This window comes from Kribbella qitaiheensis (assembly GCF_042657745.1).
Classification (GTDB): domain Bacteria; phylum Actinomycetota; class Actinomycetes; order Propionibacteriales; family Kribbellaceae; genus Kribbella; species Kribbella qitaiheensis.
Map to the genome: position 1 here is coordinate 48,548 of NZ_JBHSKE010000042.1, position 20,160 is coordinate 68,707.

Consider the following 20,160-nt stretch of genomic DNA (forward strand, 5'->3'; position numbering starts at 1 on the left):
CTTGAAGAGGAAGGACAGTAGGCGAGTAGCAGCGGTCGGTCAGCCGCCTGAGACTCCGATTTCGGCGTCGGCCAGGTCGGTGTTGAGGCCATCGGTGTCGTCGAGCCAGCCGTGGGGGAGGACGACGTGGTCGCGGGGGCTGCCCTGGCGGCCGCGCGGGGAGCCGAGTTCCTGGACGGGGAACGGGGCGGACGGGTCGAGTTGGGCCAGGAGTTCGTCCAGGTGGGCCAGGGAGTCGACCATGCCGAGGGCGGCGCGGAGTTCGCCGCCGGCGGGGAAGCCCTTCAGGTACCACGGGACGTGCTTGCGGAAGTCGCGGAGGCCGCGCTGCTCGCCCATCAGGTCGGCCAGCAGCTCGCCGTGCCGCCGCATCACCGTGGCGACCTCGCCCAGGTTTGGCAGGTTGAGCGCCTCACCACCGGCGAACGCCACCGCCAGGTCGCGGAACAACCACGGCCGGCCGAGGCACCCGCGCCCCACGATGACCCCGGCACAACCCGTCTCGGAAACCATCCGGAGCGCGTCGGACGCCTCCCAGATGTCGCCGTTGCCGAGCACGGGGATGCTCACGTGCTCCACGAGTTCGGCGATCTTGCCCCAGTCGGCCTGCCCCGAGTACGCCTGGGCCGCAGTACGGCCGTGCAGCCCGATCGCGGCCGCGCCCGACTCCTCGGCGATCTTGCCCGCGTCGAGGTAGGTCTGGTGCGCGCTGTCGATCCCGATCCGGGTCTTCATCGTCACCGGGATGCCGTACGGCGTGGCCGCCTTGACCGCGGACTGCAGGATCGCGCCGAGCAGATTCCGCTTCCAGGGAAGGGCCGCGCCGCCGCCCTTGCGGGTCACCTTCGGCACCGGGCAGCCGAAGTTCAGGTCGATGTGCGCGACGCCGTACTCCGCGCACAACAGCTCCACCGCGCGCCCGACGTACACGGGGTCGACGCCGTACAACTGGACCGACCGGACCGTCTCGCGCTCGTCGAAGGTGAGCATGTCGAGGCTCTTCTGGTCCCCCTCGACGATGCCGCGCGACGTGATCATCTCGCAGACGTACAGCCCGGCGCCCTGCTCCGCGCACAGCCGCCGGTACGCCGCGTTGGTGATCCCCGCCATCGGCGCGAGCACCACCGGCGTATCGATCGTCAGGTCGCCGAGCTTCAACATGTTGCTCAGGCCGTCGTCACCAGGATCTGGCCGTTGCCGGATACCTGCGCCTTGTAGGGCTGTACTGCGTTGGCGGTCGTCGTCACGTCGCAGGAGATCCCCTCGGACGTGTGCTTGACCACGGCGACGTCGTCCATCGTGCAGGTCACCTTGGCCGCTCCGGCGACCGTCCGCTGCACCGCGTCAACGACCTTCGCCTTCACGACCGCCAGCGAGTCCGAAGTGAACTTGTACGACGCGCTGTACTGCTTCGCCTCGATCGTCAGCTTGCCCGGGTATGACTTGCCCGCATAGGTGACCGTGCAGGTCAGGTTGTGCGTGCCCGGCTTCTCAGCGTCGTTTATCCCCGGGCAGTTCACCGTCGTGGTGGCGGCCTTGCCTGCGGCGATCTGGGCCTTCTTGGAGATCGCGAAGCGGATCCGCTGAGCCAGCGGAGCATCCGAGGCCGGCTCACCCTTCACCGAAGGAGTCGGCCACGGCTTCGAGGGCGTCGGCAACGGCTTCAGCGTCGGCGTCGAGGCGGTCGGGATCGGCGCGGTAGACCCCGGCGCGGTCGGGTTGGACGCCGACGGGGTGCCGGCGGCGTTGTTGTCCGGAGGTGAGTCCGAGCAACCGGCGACCAGGAAGACCACCAGTGCGCTCAGACCGAATACGGCCACGCCGAACTTAGTGTGGCCGGGCGTCAGAAGTCCCCGCAGCGTCCGTCCACTCATCGTCAGCAACCCACCAGACGCTGCGCGAGGTAGCCGGTCACCTCGGTGAGGGCGACTCGCTCCTGCTTCATCGAGTCCCGCTCGCGGATCGTCACGGCCTGGTCGTCGAGGGTGTCGAAGTCGACGGTGATGCAGTACGGCGTACCGATCTCGTCCTGGCGGCGGTAGCGACGGCCGATCGCGCCGGCGTCGTCGAAGTCGACGTTCCAGTTCTTCCGCAGCTCGCCGGCCAGGTCCTTCGCCTTCGGGGACAGGTCTGCGTTGCGGGACAGCGGGAGCACCGCCGCCTTGACCGGGGCCAGCCGCGGGTCGAAGCGCAGTACGGTCCGCTTGTCCACGCCGCCCTTGGCGTTCGGGGCCTCGTCCTCGGTGTAGGCGTCGAGCAGGAACGCGAGCACGTTGCGAGTCAGGCCGGCCGCCGGCTCGATCACGTACGGCGTCCAGCGCTCGCCCTTCTCCTGGTCGAAGTACGACAGGTCGACGCCGGAGTGCTTGGAGTGGGTGGACAGGTCGAAGTCGGTCCGGTTCGCGATGCCCTCGAGCTCGTCGAACTCCTTGCCGCCGAAGTGGAACCTGTACTCGATGTCGACGGTGCGCTTCGAGTAGTGGCTCAGCTTCTCCTTCGGGTGCTCGTAGAGCCGCATGTTCTCCGGGTTCAGGCCGAGCCCGGTGTACCAGTCCCAGCGCGCCTTCAGCCAGTACTCGTGCCACTCCTCGTCACTGCCCGGCGCGACGAAGAACTCCATCTCCATCTGCTCGAACTCGCGGGTCCGGAAGATGAAGTTGCCCGGGGTGATCTCGTTGCGGAAGCTCTTGCCGACCTGGGCGATGCCGAACGGCGGCTTCTTCCGGGCGGTGCCCATCACGTTGGCGAAGTTGATGAAGATGCCCTGCGCGGTCTCCGGCCGCAGGTAGTGCAGGCCTTCCTCCGACTCGACCGGGCCGAGGTAGGTCTTCAGCAGGCCGTTGAACATCCGCGGCTCGGTGAAGGTGCCCTTGTTGCCGCAGTTCGGGCAGGCGATCTCCGCGAGCTTGACGTCCTCGGGGTCCTTGTTCTTGCGGCGGGCGTAGTCCTCGCGCAGGTGGTCGTCGCGGAACCGCTTGTGGCAGGACTGGCACTCGGTCAGCGGGTCGACGAACTCCGACAGGTGGCCGGAGGCCTCCCACACCTTGGTCGGCAGGATCACCGACGAGTCCAGCCCGACGATGTCGTCGCGGCTCGTCACCATCGAGCGCCACCACTGGGTGCGCACGTTGTTCTTCAGCTCGACACCGAGCGGTCCGTAGTCCCAGGCCGACTTGGTACCACCGTAGATCTCGCCGCACGGGTACACGAAGCCTCTCCGCTTACTGAGGCTGACGACGGCATCGACGGTATCCACGGGCACTTTTCGACTCCAGTTTGGTGGTACGGGAAGGGTCCAGGCTATCGGGCCGGAAGGGCCCTCGTCGCATCCGCGCTCGCGACGATCGATCGCCGCTCAGCGCAGCGGGGCGAACTCGCTCAGGTCGTCGTAGGCGGTCGGCTCGTCGATCGCCTGCGACAGCAGCGGCACCGCCGCCAGCTTCACCTCGTACGGCGAGAGCGCGCGGCGGTAGCTGCCGATGTTCTCCCACTCCATGCTCAGCGCCAGGAGTTCGGGGTCGTCCGCGTTCCGCCCGGTCCGGGCCGCGACGAATCCCTTCTGCCGCGACAACACCTCGACAGCCGTCTCCAGCCGCCCCAAGAACTCCGGCTGCGCGGTCTCGTCGACCCGGAACCTGATCACCACGAACACGCGCGCAAGCGTACGGCGTCACGCAGCGCGATCCACACCGCCCCGGTACGGCCGCTGCGCCTGATTGCCTACGGACGAGGCGGGGCGATCGCCGAATCGGTTCAGGCCCGGCTGCCTGTCGTCACATGGTCCCGCGGAGATCCTTCAGATCCTGTACGGCCTCTGGGCCCATCAGGGCGGCAATCTCGTCGAGACTGAAGGGTCTGCTGTCTGGCAGGGGCTCGGTGTTGTAGGTGCGCTTGGTGGGGTCGTCGACCACGCCGGCCGGGGGCTCGTCGTCGCCGCGGAGGAACCGGTACTGCGACGTCGACAGCACCACAGCCTCCGGCACCTCGTCGCCGAAGCTGAAGGCACGGGTGGATCCCTCGCGGAACCGGCTCAGGACCCCCGGCAGGTCGCGGCTGATGTCGTCGACTGATGGCAAACCGTTCATCCACAGACTGTAACCAAACGCGGTCCGCGCGGAGGCGACTATCCACAGTCGACCAGGGGGCTGGAACACTGTGGAGATGAGCAGCGCATCTCCCAGCAGTCAGCCGTCGAGTCCGCTCCGGACGCGAATCACCAAGTTGAGCTACCCGGTGGTGGCGAAGCTGCACGAAATGCCGAAGCTGACGCTGCCCGGAATCACGCTGGTGCTCGCCCTGATCGGGGTGTTCGCGCCGGTCGCCGCCGGCGTCCCCGCGCTGATCCTGCTCGCGCTGCTGCTCGCCTGGCTCGGCTTCCTGTCGTGGCCGGTGGTGTCGAACGGCCAGCGCGCCATCCGTGTCTTCTCCGTCCTTGTCATTCTGCTCTTCGGCGTCTCCCGCATCGCCAACGGCTGAGCGACACCAACCGAGTCGGAGCCAGCTGGGTGCCGGCTAAGTCAGGCCTGCAGAGTGTCCACAGCGGCTCCGACAGCGGCAGCCCGAAGGTCGGTGGGGTCGACGTGTTCGAACATCACCGCGCAGTCGGAGAGACCGCCGAGGGCGACCATGCCGCGGACCTGCTGGTCCAGGGACGGATCCGGGCCGATCAGCAGGGCGATCAACCGCTGCCGCCAGTCGATGAACTTCGACGCCAGGTCCAGTTGGTGCAGCACGGTCATGTCGCTGATGGCGACCTGGATGAGCCGCCGGTGCTTGTAGGCGAGGTCGAAGTACGACTCGAGCAGCGCACGCGGATCCGCTGACGCCGCGGCCTCCTGCTCTTCGACGTACGTGGTGAAGTCGTCGAACAGCGGTGTCACCAGGCTGCTGACCAGTTCCTCGCGGGACGCGAAGTGGTAGTACAGCGCGGGCTTGGTCACGCCCAGCCGGTCGGCGATCTGCCGCAGGCTGGTCTGCTGCAGGCCCTGCTCGGCGAACAGATCCAGCGCCACCGCCTGGATCCTCGCCTTGGTGTCCCCGCTCCGCGCTCTCGGCATGCCGCGGAGTTTAGCTGACCTACCGTTAAGTAAGCCATTGACAAGGCCGCTCGCGATTGCTTACCTTCCGTTAAGTAAGCAAATCCATCAGGGGGTGGACACAATGCAGAAGGTGCTGATCTCCGGCGCGAGCGTGGCCGGGCCGGTGCTGGCCTACTGGCTGCGGCAGTACGGCTTCGAGCCGACGATCGTCGAACGCACGCCGGCCCTGCGCCACGGGCTCGGAGGCCACGCGGTCGACCTGTTCGGCTCCGGCGTCGAAGTCGCCCGGCGGATGGGGATCGGCGAGGCCGTCCAGGCGGCGCGGACCCGGACCGAGCTGATGACGCTGTTCCGCAACGGCAAGAAGCCGGTCGAGATCAACGTCGACAAGCTCAGCTCCGGCATCTCCGACCGCCACGTGGAGATCCTCCGCGGCGAGCTCACCAGCCTCCTGTACGGCGTGACGCGCGACCGCGCCGAGTACCTCTTCGGAGACTCCATCGCCACCCTGAACGACGACGGCCAGGGGGTCGACGTCACCTTCGAGCACAGCGAGCCCCGCCGGTTCGACCTGGTGATCGGTGCCGACGGCATGCACTCGACGGTCCGCCGGCTCGCATTCGGACCGGAGGAGTCGATGCGCCGGCCACTCGGCGGCTACCTCGGCGTGTACTCGATGCCGGACGAGCTCGCACTGGGCAACCGGATGCTCGTACACATGGAGATCGGCAGGATCGCCAGCACCTACGGCGTGCACCAGACAGGCCAGGCCCGGGCCGCTTTCATGTTCCGCCGCCGGGAGGAGTTGCGGTACGACTACCGCGACAAGGACCAGCAGAAGCGGATCCTGGCGGACGAGTTCCGCGACTACGGCTGGGAGGTGCCTCGCCTGCTGAAGCACCTGGACGCGGCCGCGGACTTCTACTTCGACTCGATCACCCAGATCACCCTCGACTCCTGGCAGCGCGGGCGGATCGGCCTGGTCGGCGACGCGGGGTACTGCCCGGGCCCGGCCGTCGGTGGTGGCACCAGCCTCGCCGTCGTCACGGCGTACGTGCTGGCGGGTGAGTTGGCGGCGGCCCGCGCCGATCTGCCGTCCGGGCTGCGGAACTACGAGAACAAGATCCGGCGCTTCGTCGATCTGAGCCGCGCAGTCGGCCCGAAGGTGATGGGCTCGATCATCCCGAACAGCGCGACCGCCCTACGAGCCGTCCCGATCGCGGCAAGCGTCCTGCCACACCTACCTCTCTGGCTACAGCGCAAGCTTTGGTCCCAGAACGGCGTCGGCAAGGCCCTCGACTCGCTACCACTCCCCGACTACAGCGACCTCGTCAGAGCGCCGCGAGCTGCTTGAGCTGGACCCAGCGACTGGTTTGGATGGAGGCGGCCAGCTTCTTCACCGCGGGTTCCTTGCCGGCCGTGGCGATGCTGCGGGCTACCACGATCGACTGGTCGAGGTGTTCTTTCAGGTTCTTCTCGAAGAGCAGGTCGAAGGCCTGCCCACTCGCGTTGCCTAGGGCAATTATTTCGGGCTCGGTCATCATGCCCGGGCATGTCGTGACCTCCCCACCGAGCTCGTCATCCGCGAATCTGCCTGAGACCCAGCGATCGGGTCAGGATCAGAGCATCTTCTCCGCGCCGGATTCAGCCCCGCCCGGAACGGATTCCACGGTGCCGACCAGGTCGCGGGAGCGGTCTGCGACGGCGAGCGCGGCGAGCACCGTGGTGAGCGGGACGGCGGCGATGATGCCGAGGCTTCCGACCAGGCCTCGAACGATCTCCTGGGCCACGATCTCGGTGGTGATGACATAGCCGGTCGACACCCCGCCGATCGCGAAGGTCATCAGGATCGGCAGCGCGGCTCCGGCGTACGCGAGCACCAAGGTGTTGACGACCGACGCGACGTGCGCCCGGCCGATCCGCAGGCCGGCGCCGACCAGGCTCGCGCGGCCGGCCGACGGGTTCGCGGCGGACAACTCCCAGACCGCGCTCGCCTGCGTCACCGTCACGTCGTCGAGTACACCGAGGGCGCCGATCACGATGCCGGCCACCAGCAGGCCGGTGAGGTCGAGACCAGGCACGTAACTCTTGATCGCCGACGCGCCCTCGGTGGCGAGGCCGGAGAAGTCGCCGACCTTCACGAAGGCCCAGCCGAGGAATGCCGTCAGCCCCAGTGCGGAGATCGTGCCCGCCAGCGCCACCGAGGACTGGGCGTTGATGCCGTGGGTCAGGTACAGGGCGATCACCATGATCACCGAGCCCCCGACCACGGCCACCAGCAGCGGATTCGAGCCCTTGAGGATAGCCGGCAGGATGAACTGCGTGAGTGTCAGCGCCGTGACGCCCAGAGCGATCAGCGCACTGACGCCTCGCCACCGGGACAGGGCGATCACCGCGACCGCGAAGATACCGGCCAGCAGCATGAGCGGGATCGAGCGGTCGTGGTCGACGTACTGGTATCTGCTCTCCAGCGGCGCGCCCTTCTGAACGCCCAGCAGCACCTTTTCGCCGATCTCGATCGGCACCGCGGCCTGTTTGCCCTTCGGCACCTCGACCGGTACTTCGAGTCCCTTGTCCGAGCCGGGCGCCTTGCGCAGTTTCACGGTCGCCAGATCACAGTCGGCCGGAGTCTCGGTGCACGGCTTGAGCGAGACGACCGTGCCACTCGCCCCGGTCTGCTCGGCCGCGGGAACCTTCAGATCCCCGCCCGGCCACATCACGATCATGGCGACCACCGCGGCGGTGATCAGGGGGATCAGGAGGGCCGCGACCACTATGCGGACACGTCTGGCGACCACCGCATCCGAGTCCACCACCGACGTATCGACCACCGCATCGCCGTGACCGTGTCCGTGTCCATGCCCGTGACCGTGCGGAATTTCGATCCGGCGCCCGCGGTTCGACCTGGTGTCGGCTCGCCTGCGCCCGACGTTCCGCCTTGCCATCCGTCAACTCCCTGTTTTGACAACCATCCCCACTTAAATGAAAATGATTGTCATGAGATCTAGTACTCGTGCCGTCGTCGCCGGCCTCGCCGCCCTTGCCACGATCACTCTGGCAGGTTGCGGCAACTCGTCCGCAGGCGGCTCGGGCGGCAAGCTCGACGTCGTCACTTCGTTCTACCCGCTCGAGTTCATCGCGAAGTCAGTGGGGGGCGACGCCGTGAACGTCACCACGCTGACCGCGCCGGGTGTCGAGCCGCACGACCTGGAGCTCACCCCCAAGCAGGTCGGGACCATCGCCGAGGCGAAGCTGGTGGTGTTCGAGAAGGGCCTGCAGCCGGCCGTGGACGAGGCCGTCGACCAGAACGCGAAGGACGCCGGTTTCGACGTGGCACCTGCCGCCAAGCTCGAGGCCACCGGCGCGAACTTCGAGGAGCACGAGGAGGGCGAGGCGGCCGGCCCGAGCGGTTCCACCCCGACCGGCACGGCCAAGCCCGCGGCGTACGTCGAGCCGGCCGCCGACACCGACGCCGCGGCGCACACCGAGGACGCCCTGGACCCGCACTTCTGGCTGGACCCGGTCCGGTACGCCGGGGTGGTCCAGGCCGTCACCGACAAACTGGTCGAGGTCGACCCCGCGAACGCGGAGGCGTACAAGCAGCGCGCGACCACCTTGCTCGGCGAGGTGACCAAGCTGGACACGGAGTACAAGACCGGTCTGGCGGACTGCAAGCTGAAGACGTTCGTGACCAGCCACGAGGCATTCGCCTACCTCGCGAAGCGGTACGGTCTGACGATGGTCGGCATCGCCGGTTTCACCCCGGACGCCGAGCCCACCCCGTCGCGGATCAAGGAGGTCCAGGACATCGTGCGCGAGCAGAAGGTGACCACGATCTTCTACGAAGAGCTCGTCAGCCCGAAGGTGGCCGAGTCGATCGCCCGCGACGTCCACGTCAAGACCGCGGTCCTGAGCCCGATCGAGGGGCTCTCGGACGCGAACTCCCAGGAGACCTACCTCTCGCTGATGCGCGAGAACCTGCAGGAGCTCCGGAAGGCGAACAGCTGCGCGTGACACAGGAACCGAGCTCTTCCGCGATGGCCGTCCAGGTCGCCGATCTCTCGGTCGACCTGGGCGGTCGCCTCGTACTCCGGGGCGTCGATCTGCAGATCCGCCAGGGTGAGGTGGTGGCCGTGCTCGGCACCAACGGCTCCGGCAAGTCCACCCTGATCAAGACCATCGTCGGCCTGCTCCCGGCAGCCCGGGGCGAGGTCAAGCTGTTCGGTACTCCGGTGCCGCGGTTCCGCCAGTGGCAGCGCATCGGCTACGTACCGCAGCGGATCACCGCGGCGGGCGGCGTACCGGCGACCGTGCAGGAAGTCGTGTCGTCCGGGTTGCTGTCCAAGCGGCGGTTGTTCCGGCCGCTGAAGGCGGCCGACCGGGCTGCCGTCGAGGAGGCGCTAGAGATCGTCGACATGGCGGACCGGCGCAAGGACGGCGTCGCCGAGCTGTCCGGCGGCCAGCAGCAGCGGGTGCTGATCGCCCGGGCGCTGGTGTCGGACCCGGACCTGCTGATCCTGGACGAGCCGACGGCCGGGGTGGACCTGGCCAGCCAGGGCATCTTCGCCGAGGCGATCCGCGAACGCGTCGCCCGCGGCACCACCGTGGTGATGGTCAGCCACGACCTCGGCCCGATGGATGCGCTGATCGACCGCTCGGTGGTGCTGCGCCGCGGGCGGATCGTGTACGACGGAGCGCCGCACGCCTCCCAGACCCACGCACACGTCCACCCGCACGGGTCCGCTGACGACGAGCCGGGGTGGCTGTCATGACGATGTTCGAGCTCGAGTTCATGCAGCGGGCGCTGATCGCCGGTCTGCTGACGGGTTTGTCGGCCCCGGCGATCGGCACGTACCTGGTGCAGCGCCGGTTGTCCCTGATGGGAGACGGCATCGGCCACATCGCGATCACCGGTGTCGCGCTGGGGCTCCTGACGGGGACGGCGCCGGTGCTGACCGCAGTACTGGTTGCCATCGCGGGTGCCACTGCGATCGAGTTGGTCCGGGCGCGAGGGAAGGCCAGTGGTGACGTCGCGCTCGCTCTGCTCTTCTACGGCGGTATCGCGGGCGGTGTGTTGCTGATAGGTCTGGCCGGGCAGGGTGCGGCCACGCTGAACACCTATCTCTTCGGCTCGCTGACCACTGTGTCGCCCTCCGACCTGTACGTCGTGGTCGGGCTGGCCGTGACGGTGCTGGTGGTGGCGATCGGGCTCGGGCCGCAGCTGTTCGCGGTGTGCCAGGACGAGGAGTTCGCCCGGGTCACCGGACTGCGGGTCCAGCTGCTGAACCTCCTGATCGCGGTGATGGCCGCGGTCACGGTCACCGTCGCGATGCGGACCGTGGGGTTGCTCCTGGTCAGCGCGCTGATGGTTGTTCCCGTGGCTACCGCGCAGCAGTTCACGCGGTCGTTCCGCACGACGTTCATGACCGCCTGTGCCATCGGGGTCACCGCCTGCCTGGCCGGGATCATCACCTCGTACAACGCGAACGTCGCCCCCGGCGCCACCATCGTCGTACTGGCCCTGGCCGGCTTCGTGGTCGCCGCCATCGCCGGCACCCTGGTACGGCGACGCCGTGGCGTCCTCGCGCCCCTCGCCGACGAGGAACCCGAGATCGGCGTACCGGAGCCCGCGCCGCACGTCACGAGCACCGCCCACCAACACGCCCACGACAAGAAGTGCGGCCACCCAGCGGTCGAGCACGGCGACCACGTCGACTACGTCCACGACGGACACCTGCACGCAGCGCACGGAGACCACTGGGATGAGCACTAGAGCCCGAGGCACTCAGTTGTTGAGTTCTGAGAGAATTGGTGGGTTGCCGGGGAAATCGCGGTGACGGAATGACAGGAGGAACGGTGGCCATCGGAACACGCTCGACCCGTCAGCGCGCAGCGGTCGCTTCCGCGCTCGACAATCTCGACGACTTCCGGACCGCCCAGGAGATCCACCAGGAGCTCCGGGGCGCGGGCGAGGCCGTCGGCCTGACCACGGTTTACCGGACCCTGCAGGCGCTCGCCGACTCCCGCGAGGTCGACGTACTGCGCACGGCCGACGGCGAGACGGCGTACCGGCGGTGCTCCAAGGGGCATCACCACCACCTGGTCTGCCGCAACTGCGGTCGCACCGTCGAGGTGGAGGGCCCGGCAGTCGAGCGTTGGGCGGACAAGGTGGCCGCCGAGCACGGCTACGCCGAAATCAGCCATACCCTGGAGATCTTCGGCACCTGCGCCGAGTGCCAACAGCCCGGCAAGGCCTGATCAAGCGGGCAGGTGCCGCCGGGACGAGGCCACGACCACGCCGGTGCACGCCAGCGTGATCAGAGCGACCCCGGCCAGCAGTACGGCGTACGGGGCGAGGCCGGCGATCGCGACCAGGATCGACGGCAGCAGGACCCCACGTAGGCGACCGAGTAGACGCCGGTCAGCCCGGCCAGATCGGCTCCGCCGTTCGCTGCGGCGATGCGCTGGATCTCGAGCAGGCCAGAGACGACCGCGATGCCATAGGCGGCTCCGAGCAGGACTGCGGCCCGGCCAGCGGCCGCGGACCGCCAGCCCATCAATCGCGCGACGTAGCCCCGTCGGCACCTTGCCAGCGAGCGTGGCTGGCGCTGAGACCGGCTGGATTGGTGGGATAGCGGTCCGGCTCCCCAGTACGGCGCGGCCGCAACCCGCCAGATCTCCAGTGCCCGCGGACCGCCAGCCCATCAATCGCCCAACGGAACGCCCTCGCACCCTCGGCGCTGAGCGTGACACCGAGCGAGCCGACCAGATTGATGTGGGATGGCGGTCCGGCAACTGCCGGACGCCCACCAATCACCAAGCCTCCGCTCCGGGCCGGTGGTAAGTGGGGTGAGAGTGGCAGGAGCACCCTCGACGAGGTTGGCGAGTGCTGGCGGTCCGCCCCGTCCGAGGCGGGACGCCACCCCGGCCCCGGACTGGCAGGCGCCCGCGGGACCGGCCAGCGCGCGCGGACCGCCAGCCCATCAATTGGCTGGCGGAGCCCCGTCGGTACCTGGCTGGCGAGCGTGGCGGCCGGTGGGGCAGGCTCGATTGATGGGGTGGCGGTCCGGCTCTAGTACTGCGGCGCGGCCGCCGCCCGCTAGGGACTTGCTGGTGGCCGAGGCGAGTCGGTGCCCCTCGGCGCAGGGAGCCCCCGGACGGCCACCACTCACCAAGCCTCCGCTCCGGGCCGGTGATACGCGGGAGTGAGCCTGGCAGTGGCGCACTCGACGAGGTTGGTGAGTGGTGGCAGTCCGCCCCCGTCCGAGGCAGCGCCACTCGACCTCGGACCGGCAAGCGCGGACCGGCCAGCGCCCGCGGACCGGCGAGGGTCCCGCGGACCGCCAGCCCATCATTCGCCCGGCGGAGCCCCGTCGGCAGGTGGCCAGTGAGCGTGGCGGCCGACGGGGCAGGCTCGATTGATGGGGTGGCGGTCCGGCTCCGGCTCCAGGTCCGGTGCACCGTCGCCGCCCGCTAAGGGTCAGCTGATGTTGATGGATTCTGCGGCGATTGTGGTGGTGTCGCCGTGGCCGGTGTGGACGACTGTGCCTGTGGGGAGGGTGAGGAGCTTGGTGCGGATCGACTCGAGGATGGTCGGCTTGTCGGAGTACGAGCGCCCGGTGGCTCCCGGGCCGCCGTGGAAGAGGGTGTCGCCGGTGAAGACGGCCTCGAGTTCCTCCGCGTAGAGGCAGGTGCTGCCGGGGCTGTGGCCGGGGGTGTGGATCGCGCGCAGCGTGGTACCGGCGACCTCGAAGACCGTTCCGTCCTCGAGGTCGTGGTCGGGCGCCACCTCGTACTGCGTGTCCCACAGCATCCGGTCGGCCGGGTTGAGCCAGATCGGGGCCTTGGTGTTGTCCCTGAAGCCGCCGGCCGCGTTGATGTGGTCGTTGTGGCCGTGGGTGCAGACCAGGGCGACCACCCGGCGGCCACCGACCGCCTTGACGATTGCGTCGGCGTCATGGGCGGCGTCGATGACGAGTACCTCGTCGTCGTCGCCGACCAGCCAGACGTTGTTGTCGACGTCCCAGGTCCCGCCGTCGAGGCTGAAGGTTCCCGAGGTGATGAGGCGTTCGATCCGGGCCGGCATCAGAAGAGCACCACCGAGCGCAGTACGTCGCCGCGGTGCATCTTGTCGAAGGCGGCCTCCACCTCGTCCAGGGCGATCGTCTCGGACACGAACCGGTCCAGCGGCAGCCGTCCCTGCAGGTGCAGGTCGATCAGCAGCGGGAAGTCGCGGGTCGGCAGGCAGTCGCCGTACCAGCTCGACTTGAGCGAGCCGCCCCGGCCGAAGAAGTCCAGCAACGGCATGTCGAGCTGCATCTCCGGCGTCGGCACGCCAACCAGTACCACGGTCCCGGCCAGGTCGCGCGCGTAGAACGCCTGCTTCCACGTCTCCGGACGGCCCACGGCGTCGATCACCACGTCCGCACCGAAACCACCCGTGAGCCCCTGGACGGCCTCGACCACACCGTCGTGGTCCAGGCCCTTCGAGTTCACCGTGTGGGTCGCGCCGAGCTCCTTAGCGACGTCGAGCTTCCGCTCGTCCAGGTCGATCGCGATCACCCGGGCAGCTCCGGCAAGGCGCGCGCCGACGACGGCCGCAGTACCGACGCCGCCGCAACCGATCACGGCGACGGTGTCACCGCGGCCGACGTTGCCGGTGTTCACGGCGGCGCCGAGGCCGGCCATCACGCCGCAGCCGAGCAGGCCGGCTACCTCGGGCTTGACGGCGGGGTCAACCTTGGTGCACTGACCGGCGGCGACCAGGGTCTTCTCGGCGAAAGCGCCGATGCCGAGTGCCGGCGACAACTCGGTGCCGTCGGCAAGGGTCATCTTCTGCTTGGCGTTGTGCGTGTTGAAGCAGTACCAGGGGCGGCCACGCAGGCAGGCCCGGCAGTTGCCGCAGACCGCCCGCCAGTTCAGTACTACGAAGTCGCCGGGCTCGAGGTCGGTGACGCCCTCGCCGACGGACTCGACGACACCGGCCGCCTCATGGCCCAGCAGGAAGGGGAAGTCGTCGTTGATGCCTCCCTCCCGGTAGTGCAGGTCGGTGTGGCAGACGCCGCACGCCTGCACCTTCACCACCGCCTCCCCCGGGCCCGGATCGGGGATCGTGATCTCTTCGATGGTCACCGGTGCGCCCTTGCTCAGGGCGACTACTCCACGCACGGTCTGGCTCATGTGCCCGAACCTAACCGGCGCCGCCACCTCTCGTCTGCCCCAGCGCGCGTCGTGCCGCGGATTTCCCGGTCTCCGGACCGCCCGCCCCCTGTACTCCGGACCGCCCGCCCCCTGTACTCCGGACCGCCCGCGCCCTGTACTCCGGACCGCCGCTCGGCGGATCTCCAGCGCGCGGCAGCTCGCAGTACGGGAAGGAGGCGGATCGGAGTACAGGTGTCTGTCCCCCGACCGGTGGACAGCCGGTCCGTCGTTCGGCGCTCCCGGGCGGGGGTGCGCGGACGGGAAGGTTGACCCATGACCGACAACGACAACGCAGTGCGGGTCCGCGGACTCGTCAAGCGCTACCCGGACAAGGTCGCCGTCGCGGGCGTCGACCTGGACATCCACCGGGGCGAGGTGTTCGCCCTGCTCGGGCCGAACGGCGCCGGCAAGACCACGACGACGGAGGTGCTGGAGGGGTACCGCCGGGCGGACGAGGGCGAGATCAGCGTGCTCGGCATCGACCCGGCCCGGGGTGACCGGCACTGGCGCAGCCGGATCGGCATCGTTGCCCAGTCCTCCCGGGACGAGGCGGAACTGTCGGTCGCCGAACTGATCAGCCACTACGCCGGCTACTACCCCTCTCCGCGCGACCCGGAGGAGGTCATCGCCTGGGTCGGGCTGCAGGAGAAGCGCAAGACGCGGACCCGCAAGCTGTCCGGGGGTCAGCGCCGCCGACTCGACGTCGCGCTCGGCGTGATCGGCAACCCGGAACTGCTGTTCCTGGACGAGCCGACCACCGGGTTCGACCCCGAGGCTCGGCGCCAGTTCTGGACGCTGATCGAGAACCTGCGGACCGAGGGCACCACCATCCTGCTGACCACCCACTACCTGGACGAAGCCGAGCACCTGGCGGACCGGGTGGGCGTGATCGCGGACGGCCGGATGGTCGAGGTCGGTACGCCGGAGACCCTCGGCGGCCGCGGCGCTCGCACCGCGCGGGTGTCCTGGCTGGACGCCGACGGAGCGCACGAAGTACGGACCGACCAGCCGGCCGCGGAGGTCGCGGCGCTGATGGCGCGGTTCAACGGCGAGGTGCCCGAGCTCGAGGTGCGCCGGCCGAGCCTGGAAGACATCTACCTGGAACTGATCGCCTCCGTGGGCGCCGAGCCCGCTGTTCTCGAAGGAGCCGTCCGATGAGCATGCTGACCACCACGACCGCGCCGACGCGCACCGCCAAGCCGTTGCCGACGCCGCTGAAGGTCGGCCTGTCGCGGACCGGGCTGGAGGTGAAGCAGTTCTTCCGGGAGAAGGAGCAGCTGATCTTCACCTTCTTCTTCCCGATCATCTTCCTGGGCATCTTCTCCGCCGTCTTCAGCGGCACCGAGTTCGCCGACGGCGTGGACGCGGCGACCTACTTCACGCCGGGGATGATCGCCTCCGGCATCTTCCTGACCAGCTTCCAGTCGCTCGCCATCACGATCGCGATGGAACGCGACGAGGACCTGCTCAAGCGGCTGCGCGGTACGCCGATGTCGCCGCAGTCCTACTTCATCGGCAAGATCGGTCTGGTCCTGACGACGTCGGTGATGCAGTTCGCGCTGCTGCTGGTGATCGCCGGGCTCGCGCTCGGGGTGGACATCCCGACGGAGCCAGTGAAGTGGATCAACTTCGTGTGGATCTTCGTGCTCGGTACGGCGTCCGGATCCGTGCTCGGCATCGCGTTCTCCGTCGTACCGAAGTCCGGCAAGGCGGCCTCCGCGGTCGTCACCCCGGTGGTCCTGCTGCTGCAGTTCATGTCCGGCGTGTACTTCGTCTACGGCAGTCTGCCGGTCTGGATGCGGACGGTCGCCGAGATCTTCCCGCTCAAGTGGCTCGCCCAGGGCATGCGGTCGGTGTTCCTGCCGGACAGCTTCGAGGCGAACGAGCCTGGCGGCTCCTGGCAGCTGGGCACCGGCGCGATCGTGCTGAGCATCTGGCTGGTGGCCGGACTGTTGATCGCCCAGCGGGTCTTCCGCTGGACCCGTCGGGACGCCGGCTGACCGTCATGAGCGAGCGGTGGCGGTACTGGAGCAAGATAGTGGCTATGGAGCCCACGAGCGACAAGATCGACCAGCCGGTCTGGATCCGCACGCTGGTTGCCTGGCACATCGTCTTCTGGGCACTGCTGAGCGTCACCGCGATCGCGTCGCTGGTCTCGGATCTGAGCAACCGGGACCAGCTCATCTACCTGGGCCTGCTGGCTACGCTCGGGCTCGGCTACGAGTTCGTCGCCAAGCCCGCGATGCGCTCCCGCCGCCTGCTGCCGTCGTACCTGTATCGCCTGCTGATGATCGGTTGCGTGGCCGGTGCGGTCGCGATCTACCCGCAGTCGGTGTTCATCCTGTTCATCGTCTCCCCGCAGATCTGGCTGCTCAGCAACCGGGTCCGCGACGCGATCTTCTTCAGCTTCCTGGTGCTCGCGACGGTCGGCGCTGCCCAGCTCTGGTCGGCCGGCTGGACTCTCGACGCGTTCTGGGAGATCTTGCCGTGGATGCTGATCAGCCTGGTGGTCAGCATCCTGCTCGGCATCTGGATCGAGAAGGTGATCACCCAGAGCCAGCAGCGTGCCGAGCTGATCGAGGAGCTCGAGGCCGCCCGCGACGAGCTGGCTGACGCGCACCACACGGCGGGTGTGATGGCCGAGCGCGAGCGGATGGCCCGCGAGATCCACGACACCCTGGCGCAGGGCATGACGTCGATCGTGATGCTCGCGCAGACCGCGGCCGTGGAGCTGTCCCGGGGAGCCACCGATCCCGCCGCCGCCAGGCTCGCCGCGATCGAGGACACGGCCCGGGAGAACCTGGCCGAGGCGCGGGCGCTCGTGGCCGCGTTCACCCCGGTGGCGTTGTCCGGCGCCACGCTGACCGAAGTACTGCGCCGGCAGGCCGAACGCTTCACCGCGGAGACGGGAGTCGACGTACAGGTGTCTCTCGACATGCCGGACGATGAGGTGGCCGCGTTGCCGCAGGGACAGCAGGTGGTGTTGCTGCGGGCGGCGCAGGAGTCGTTGGCGAACGTCCGCAAGCACGCCGGAGCCACCCGGGTACGGATCACGTTGGGCATGTCGGCCGACGGGGTGGCGATCGAGATCAGCGACGACGGATCCGGGTTCGAGCCGTTGGCGCCGGCTTCCGGGTACGGACTCGCGGCCATGCGCGGACGCGTCGAGGAGTCCGGCGGCACGGTCCAGGTCGACAGCGCCCCGGGCCGCGGTACTCGCGTACAAGTGCTCATCCCAGCCACAGGTCAGGAGGATTCGTGACGGACAACGTACGCGTGCTGGTGGTCGACGACCACCCGGTGGTTCGCTCCGGACTGATCGGCATGCTCGCCGTCACGGACGACATCGAGGTGGTCGGCGAGGCAGGCGACGGCGAGGAGGCTCTTGCCCTCGTCGAGTCCACCCGGCCGGACGTGGTCCTGATGGATCTGCGGATGCCCCGTCGCGACGGCGTCTCCGCGACCGGTGCGATCGTGTCGGGCTATCCCGCGACGAAGGTGCTGGTGCTGACGACGTACGACACCGACACCGACATCCTGCACGCGGTCGAAGCCGGCGCTGCCGGGTATCTGCTGAAGGACACCCCGCACACTGAGCTCCTGGACGGGATCCGCGCCGCATCCCGTGGCGAGACTGTCCTTGCACCACCGGTCGCAGCCCGGTTGATGAGCCGCCTCCGTACTCCGGCCGCGCCCGCCGCGGTACAACCGTCGCCGCGCGAACTGGAGGTCCTGGCCGCGGTCGCCCGGGGCCTGAGCAACGCCGAGATCGGCCGGGAACTCTTCATCGGCGAGGCCACGGTGAAGACCCACCTGCAGCGCCTCTTCACCAAACTCGACGTCGACGACCGCACCCGCGCGGTGACGGTCGCTCTGGAACGAGGCCTACTGCCGTCGCCCCGCCGCTAGAGGTTCTACCTGTCGCGGTCCGCGCCCTGGGTCGGGCCGGCGGACCGGTGCCTCAGGTCCTGCTCGGCGGCGCCTTGGCTGACACGTTGCGCAGAGGCCGGCGTCGGGTTCAGTCCGGCACGAGCCGCCGTCGCCAGCTCGACGCTCTCCCGGGCGGCGGTGGTGGCCTCGGAGCCGGCATCCTCCAGGCCCTGCTGAAGACCGCGCAACCCGCCGCGGACGTCCATCACGCCCTCGTCGACGTTCCGCCCGGCCCGCCTGATCGCGTCGGCCGCCTCTTCGCGATCCTGCACGCGCTCCGGCGACTGCCGCAGCCTGTCGAGATCCCGGCCCGTCTCCGCCAGCCGCTCAGCTGCGCGGTCAGTACCTCGCCCAGCCGCCTCGACGACCTGGCTCAGCGAATCCAGCCGACCCCGCAACCGCGCCGTCGCCTCACCCTGCTGCCCCGGCACCTGCTCGAGCTGCCCGAGCGACTGCCGCCCGGCTTCCAGCGCGCTGGAGGCTCGGCCCAACTGTCGCCGGACCTCGTCGAGCCCCTCGTGCCCACGCCCGATCCGCCGGCCGATCTCCCCTGCCGCTTCCTGGGCATACATCATCTGACGATCCGGCAGGTCCGAGTCGTACATCCGGTTGGCCTGGCCGGCGAGCTCACCGATCTCGTCCTCGGCCCGTCGCAAGCCGGCGTCGACGTCGTGCGCGGCGTCGGCTGCCAGCGTCAGCGCGGTCTTCGCCGTCACCAGCGCGCTCGCGGTCTCGTCGGTCAGCTGGGCGGCGGCTTGCTCTTGCTGAGTGCTCATCGTCCCGCGTCCTCGTGCTCGGCGAGTTCGTCGTCCTCGGCGATCGCCTTCCGCAGCATCGACTCGACGTCGCGGATCTCCTTCCGCGCGGCTCGAAGATTGGGGTCCGGCGCCTGCTCGTCCGGTACTCCGGGCATCGGCTCCGTCGGCTGATCCTGCACGCTCGGCCCTTCCTCTCGATGACGCTGAACAATCCCGACGAGCCTAGACGGCCCCCGGTCCATCGGCGTTCCCACCAGATCCGCCCTCGCGGAACGCCCTACGCGAGCTTGCGACTGCTTGCGCAGTACTGGCGTCCGAGCGTGCGGCACACGCGAGTGCGCTCGCCGTACGTAGTACCGGTCAGGCGGGCTTGACCTCGTTGGGGATGGCGCCGCCGTAGCGGCGGTCGCGCTGGGCGTAGAGCTCGATCGCGCGCCAGAGGTCGCGGCGGTCGAAGTCCGGCCACAGCGTGTCGAGGAAGACCATCTCGGCGTACGCGAGCTGCCAGACCAGGAAGTTCGACGTGCGCTGCTCACCCGACGACCGGACGAACAGGTCGACCTCGGGGATGTCCGGCGCGTAGAGATGCCGCGCGATCGTCTTCTCGTTGATGCGATCCGGCTTGAGCTTGCCCGCGGCAACTTCCGCCGCGATCGACTTCATCGCGTCGGCGATCTCCGCCTGCCCGCCGTAGTTCACGCAGAACTGCAGCGTGATGGTGTCGTTGTCCTTGGTCCGCTCCTGGGCGTACTCGAGCTCGGAGATCACGCTCTTCCACAACCGCGGCCGCCGCCCCGACCAGACCACCCGCACCCCCATCGCGTCGAGCTCGTCGCGCCGCCGGTGGATCACGTCCCGGTTGAACCCCATCAGGAACCGGACCTCCTCCGGCGAACGGGCCCAGTTCTCGGTCGAGAACGCGTACGCCGAGATGTACTTGACGCCGATCTCGATCCCGCCCTTGATCACGTCCAGCAGGGAAGCCTCGCCCGCCCGGTGCCCCTCGGTCCGCGGCAGATTCCGGGCCTTCGCCCAGCGCCCGTTCCCGTCCATCACGATCGCCACGTGCCTGGGCACCAACTCCAGCGGAATCGCCGGCGCCCGGGCCCCCGAAGGATGCACCTCCGGCGCCACCACGGGCCCCCGGCGACCCGACCTCACCACGCTCCGACGACGACCAATAGGCGACATACCCAGATCCTCTCTCATCGCCGTCCTACCCCAGCAACCCC

Annotated in this window: 24 protein-coding genes; 10 read left to right on the plus strand and 14 right to left on the minus strand. The window is 69.0% G+C overall.

What is annotated here, in order from left to right:
• Positions 1–39: 39 nt before the first annotated feature.
• The 5 genes from dusB to ACFPJ1_RS26445 form a co-directional block, all read right to left on the minus strand.
• The gene (gene dusB / locus ACFPJ1_RS26425) at positions 40–1,161 is read right to left on the minus strand and encodes a tRNA dihydrouridine synthase DusB (RefSeq protein WP_380107911.1); all 1,122 of its coding nucleotides are present in this window, start codon (positions 1,159–1,161) and stop codon (positions 40–42) included.
• A 5-nt stretch (positions 1,162–1,166) separates the two neighbouring features.
• Positions 1,167–1,820, minus strand: a complete 654-nt coding sequence (locus ACFPJ1_RS26430) for a hypothetical protein (RefSeq protein ID WP_380107913.1) — start codon at positions 1,818–1,820, stop codon at positions 1,167–1,169.
• Positions 1,821–1,876: 56 nt separating this feature from the next.
• Entirely contained in the window at positions 1,877–3,262 is a 1,386-nt protein-coding gene (locus ACFPJ1_RS26435; protein ID WP_380107915.1) for a glycine--tRNA ligase, read from the minus strand.
• Positions 3,263–3,355: 93 nt separating this feature from the next.
• On the minus strand, positions 3,356–3,652 hold the full coding sequence (locus tag ACFPJ1_RS26440) for an antibiotic biosynthesis monooxygenase family protein (RefSeq protein ID WP_132194176.1): 297 nt from the start codon (positions 3,650–3,652) through the stop codon (positions 3,356–3,358).
• Between the two features lie 121 nt (positions 3,653–3,773).
• Entirely contained in the window at positions 3,774–4,085 is a 312-nt protein-coding gene (locus ACFPJ1_RS26445; RefSeq protein ID WP_380107917.1) for a hypothetical protein, read from the minus strand.
• 76 nt (positions 4,086–4,161) lie between these two features.
• Here ACFPJ1_RS26445 and ACFPJ1_RS26450 point away from each other — a divergent pair, with 76 nt between their 5' ends.
• Entirely contained in the window at positions 4,162–4,476 is a 315-nt protein-coding gene (locus tag ACFPJ1_RS26450) for a DUF6703 family protein (RefSeq protein ID WP_380107919.1), read from the plus strand.
• A gap of 41 nt (positions 4,477–4,517) precedes the next feature.
• Here the strand turns inward: ACFPJ1_RS26450 and ACFPJ1_RS26455 are convergent, their stop codons facing one another.
• Positions 4,518–5,057 carry a TetR/AcrR family transcriptional regulator gene (locus ACFPJ1_RS26455; protein ID WP_380107921.1) on the minus strand — a complete coding sequence of 180 codons (540 nt, stop codon included), beginning with the start codon at positions 5,055–5,057 and terminating at the stop codon, positions 4,518–4,520.
• A 103-nt stretch (positions 5,058–5,160) separates the two neighbouring features.
• Between ACFPJ1_RS26455 and ACFPJ1_RS26460 the strand changes: the two genes are divergently transcribed.
• Positions 5,161–6,393, plus strand: a complete 1,233-nt coding sequence (locus ACFPJ1_RS26460) for an FAD-dependent monooxygenase (protein WP_380107922.1) — start codon at positions 5,161–5,163, stop codon at positions 6,391–6,393.
• Here the strand turns inward: ACFPJ1_RS26460 and ACFPJ1_RS26465 are convergent.
• Positions 6,371–6,583, minus strand: a complete 213-nt coding sequence (locus ACFPJ1_RS26465) for a DUF305 domain-containing protein (protein ID WP_380107923.1) — start codon at positions 6,581–6,583, stop codon at positions 6,371–6,373. The two genes, ACFPJ1_RS26460 and ACFPJ1_RS26465, sit on opposite strands and share 23 nt — an antisense overlap.
• A gap of 75 nt (positions 6,584–6,658) precedes the next feature.
• Positions 6,659–7,984 carry a YibE/F family protein gene (locus tag ACFPJ1_RS26470; protein WP_380107924.1) on the minus strand — a complete coding sequence of 442 codons (1,326 nt, stop codon included), beginning with the start codon at positions 7,982–7,984 and terminating at the stop codon, positions 6,659–6,661.
• Between the two features lie 52 nt (positions 7,985–8,036).
• Here ACFPJ1_RS26470 and ACFPJ1_RS26475 point away from each other — a divergent pair, with 52 nt between their 5' ends.
• The 4 genes from ACFPJ1_RS26475 to ACFPJ1_RS26490 all read left to right on the plus strand — a co-directional run bounded on the left by ACFPJ1_RS26475 (position 8,037) and on the right by ACFPJ1_RS26490 (position 11,297).
• Positions 8,037–9,053, plus strand: coding sequence for a metal ABC transporter substrate-binding protein (locus ACFPJ1_RS26475; protein ID WP_380107926.1), 1,017 nt, complete (start codon positions 8,037–8,039; stop codon positions 9,051–9,053).
• Positions 9,050–9,811, plus strand: a complete 762-nt coding sequence (locus tag ACFPJ1_RS26480; protein ID WP_380107927.1) for a metal ABC transporter ATP-binding protein — start codon at positions 9,050–9,052, stop codon at positions 9,809–9,811. Before ACFPJ1_RS26475 ends, ACFPJ1_RS26480 begins: the two co-directional genes overlap by 4 nt.
• Entirely contained in the window at positions 9,808–10,812 is a 1,005-nt protein-coding gene (locus ACFPJ1_RS26485) for a metal ABC transporter permease (RefSeq protein ID WP_380107929.1), read from the plus strand. Before ACFPJ1_RS26480 ends, ACFPJ1_RS26485 begins: the two co-directional genes overlap by 4 nt.
• A gap of 83 nt (positions 10,813–10,895) precedes the next feature.
• On the plus strand, positions 10,896–11,297 hold the full coding sequence (locus ACFPJ1_RS26490) for a Fur family transcriptional regulator (protein ID WP_132296894.1): 402 nt from the start codon (positions 10,896–10,898) through the stop codon (positions 11,295–11,297).
• Between the two features lie 59 nt (positions 11,298–11,356).
• On the opposite strand, the gene ACFPJ1_RS26495 is transcribed toward ACFPJ1_RS26490, so the two are convergent.
• From ACFPJ1_RS26495 to ACFPJ1_RS26505, 3 genes are all read right to left on the minus strand, one after another.
• Positions 11,357–11,596, minus strand: coding sequence for a hypothetical protein (locus ACFPJ1_RS26495; protein WP_380107931.1), 240 nt, complete (start codon positions 11,594–11,596; stop codon positions 11,357–11,359).
• 923 nt (positions 11,597–12,519) lie between these two features.
• Complete coding sequence (locus ACFPJ1_RS26500) at positions 12,520–13,125, minus strand: MBL fold metallo-hydrolase (RefSeq protein ID WP_380107933.1); 606 nt, start codon at positions 13,123–13,125, stop codon at positions 12,520–12,522.
• Positions 13,125–14,219 (minus strand): S-(hydroxymethyl)mycothiol dehydrogenase, encoded by a 1,095-nt coding sequence (locus ACFPJ1_RS26505; RefSeq protein ID WP_380107935.1) that lies wholly within the window; start codon positions 14,217–14,219, stop codon positions 13,125–13,127. Before ACFPJ1_RS26505 ends, ACFPJ1_RS26500 begins: the two co-directional genes overlap by 1 nt.
• Before the next feature lie 294 nt (positions 14,220–14,513).
• Here ACFPJ1_RS26505 and ACFPJ1_RS26510 point away from each other — a divergent pair, with 294 nt between their 5' ends.
• From ACFPJ1_RS26510 to ACFPJ1_RS26525, 4 genes are read left to right on the plus strand one after another with little or no spacing between them, the layout of a single operon-like run.
• Positions 14,514–15,398, plus strand: a complete 885-nt coding sequence (locus ACFPJ1_RS26510; RefSeq protein ID WP_380107937.1) for an ABC transporter ATP-binding protein — start codon at positions 14,514–14,516, stop codon at positions 15,396–15,398.
• Entirely contained in the window at positions 15,395–16,240 is an 846-nt protein-coding gene (locus ACFPJ1_RS26515; protein ID WP_380107939.1) for an ABC transporter permease, read from the plus strand. Before ACFPJ1_RS26510 ends, ACFPJ1_RS26515 begins: the two co-directional genes overlap by 4 nt.
• A gap of 44 nt (positions 16,241–16,284) precedes the next feature.
• Positions 16,285–17,502 (plus strand): sensor histidine kinase, encoded by a 1,218-nt coding sequence (locus ACFPJ1_RS26520; RefSeq protein WP_380107941.1) that lies wholly within the window; start codon positions 16,285–16,287, stop codon positions 17,500–17,502.
• Positions 17,499–18,149 carry a response regulator gene (locus tag ACFPJ1_RS26525; RefSeq protein ID WP_380107942.1) on the plus strand — a complete coding sequence of 217 codons (651 nt, stop codon included), beginning with the start codon at positions 17,499–17,501 and terminating at the stop codon, positions 18,147–18,149. The genes ACFPJ1_RS26520 and ACFPJ1_RS26525 overlap by 4 nt, the downstream gene beginning before the upstream one ends.
• Before the next feature lie 5 nt (positions 18,150–18,154).
• On the opposite strand, the gene ACFPJ1_RS26530 is transcribed toward ACFPJ1_RS26525, so the two are convergent.
• The 3 genes from ACFPJ1_RS26530 to ACFPJ1_RS26540 all read right to left on the minus strand — a co-directional run bounded on the left by ACFPJ1_RS26530 (position 18,155) and on the right by ACFPJ1_RS26540 (position 20,092).
• Positions 18,155–18,946, minus strand: coding sequence for a hypothetical protein (locus tag ACFPJ1_RS26530; RefSeq protein ID WP_380107944.1), 792 nt, complete (start codon positions 18,944–18,946; stop codon positions 18,155–18,157).
• Entirely contained in the window at positions 18,943–19,107 is a 165-nt protein-coding gene (locus ACFPJ1_RS26535; protein WP_380107946.1) for a hypothetical protein, read from the minus strand. Before ACFPJ1_RS26535 ends, ACFPJ1_RS26530 begins: the two co-directional genes overlap by 4 nt.
• 181 nt (positions 19,108–19,288) lie before the next feature.
• Complete coding sequence (locus tag ACFPJ1_RS26540) at positions 19,289–20,092, minus strand: isoprenyl transferase (protein ID WP_380108153.1); 804 nt, start codon at positions 20,090–20,092, stop codon at positions 19,289–19,291.
• Between the last annotated feature and the right edge of the window lie 68 nt (positions 20,093–20,160).

Bases quoted from the DNA above. Each gene is read 5' to 3' on its own strand.
- dusB (WP_380107911.1), bottom strand. From the start codon at position 1,161: ATGTTGAAGCTCGGCGACCTGACGATCGATACGCCGGTGGTGCTCGCG.
- ACFPJ1_RS26445 (WP_380107917.1), bottom strand. From the start codon at position 4,085: ATGAACGGTTTGCCATCAGTCGACGACATCAGCCGCGACCTGCCGGGG.
- ACFPJ1_RS26450 (WP_380107919.1), top strand. From the start codon at position 4,162: ATGAGCAGCGCATCTCCCAGCAGTCAGCCGTCGAGTCCGCTCCGGACG.
- ACFPJ1_RS26455 (WP_380107921.1), bottom strand. From the start codon at position 5,057: ATGCCGAGAGCGCGGAGCGGGGACACCAAGGCGAGGATCCAGGCGGTG.
- ACFPJ1_RS26460 (WP_380107922.1), top strand. From the start codon at position 5,161: ATGCAGAAGGTGCTGATCTCCGGCGCGAGCGTGGCCGGGCCGGTGCTG.
- ACFPJ1_RS26465 (WP_380107923.1), bottom strand. From the start codon at position 6,583: ATGATGACCGAGCCCGAAATAATTGCCCTAGGCAACGCGAGTGGGCAG.
- ACFPJ1_RS26470 (WP_380107924.1), bottom strand. From the start codon at position 7,984: ATGGCAAGGCGGAACGTCGGGCGCAGGCGAGCCGACACCAGGTCGAAC.
- ACFPJ1_RS26475 (WP_380107926.1), top strand. From the start codon at position 8,037: ATGAGATCTAGTACTCGTGCCGTCGTCGCCGGCCTCGCCGCCCTTGCC.
- ACFPJ1_RS26485 (WP_380107929.1), top strand. From the start codon at position 9,808: ATGACGATGTTCGAGCTCGAGTTCATGCAGCGGGCGCTGATCGCCGGT.
- ACFPJ1_RS26495 (WP_380107931.1), bottom strand. From the start codon at position 11,596: ATGGGCTGGCGGTCCGCGGCCGCTGGCCGGGCCGCAGTCCTGCTCGGA.
- ACFPJ1_RS26500 (WP_380107933.1), bottom strand. From the start codon at position 13,125: ATGCCGGCCCGGATCGAACGCCTCATCACCTCGGGAACCTTCAGCCTC.
- ACFPJ1_RS26505 (WP_380107935.1), bottom strand. From the start codon at position 14,219: ATGAGCCAGACCGTGCGTGGAGTAGTCGCCCTGAGCAAGGGCGCACCG.
- ACFPJ1_RS26510 (WP_380107937.1), top strand. From the start codon at position 14,514: ATGACCGACAACGACAACGCAGTGCGGGTCCGCGGACTCGTCAAGCGC.
- ACFPJ1_RS26515 (WP_380107939.1), top strand. From the start codon at position 15,395: ATGAGCATGCTGACCACCACGACCGCGCCGACGCGCACCGCCAAGCCG.
- ACFPJ1_RS26520 (WP_380107941.1), top strand. From the start codon at position 16,285: ATGGAGCCCACGAGCGACAAGATCGACCAGCCGGTCTGGATCCGCACG.
- ACFPJ1_RS26530 (WP_380107944.1), bottom strand. From the start codon at position 18,946: ATGAGCACTCAGCAAGAGCAAGCCGCCGCCCAGCTGACCGACGAGACC.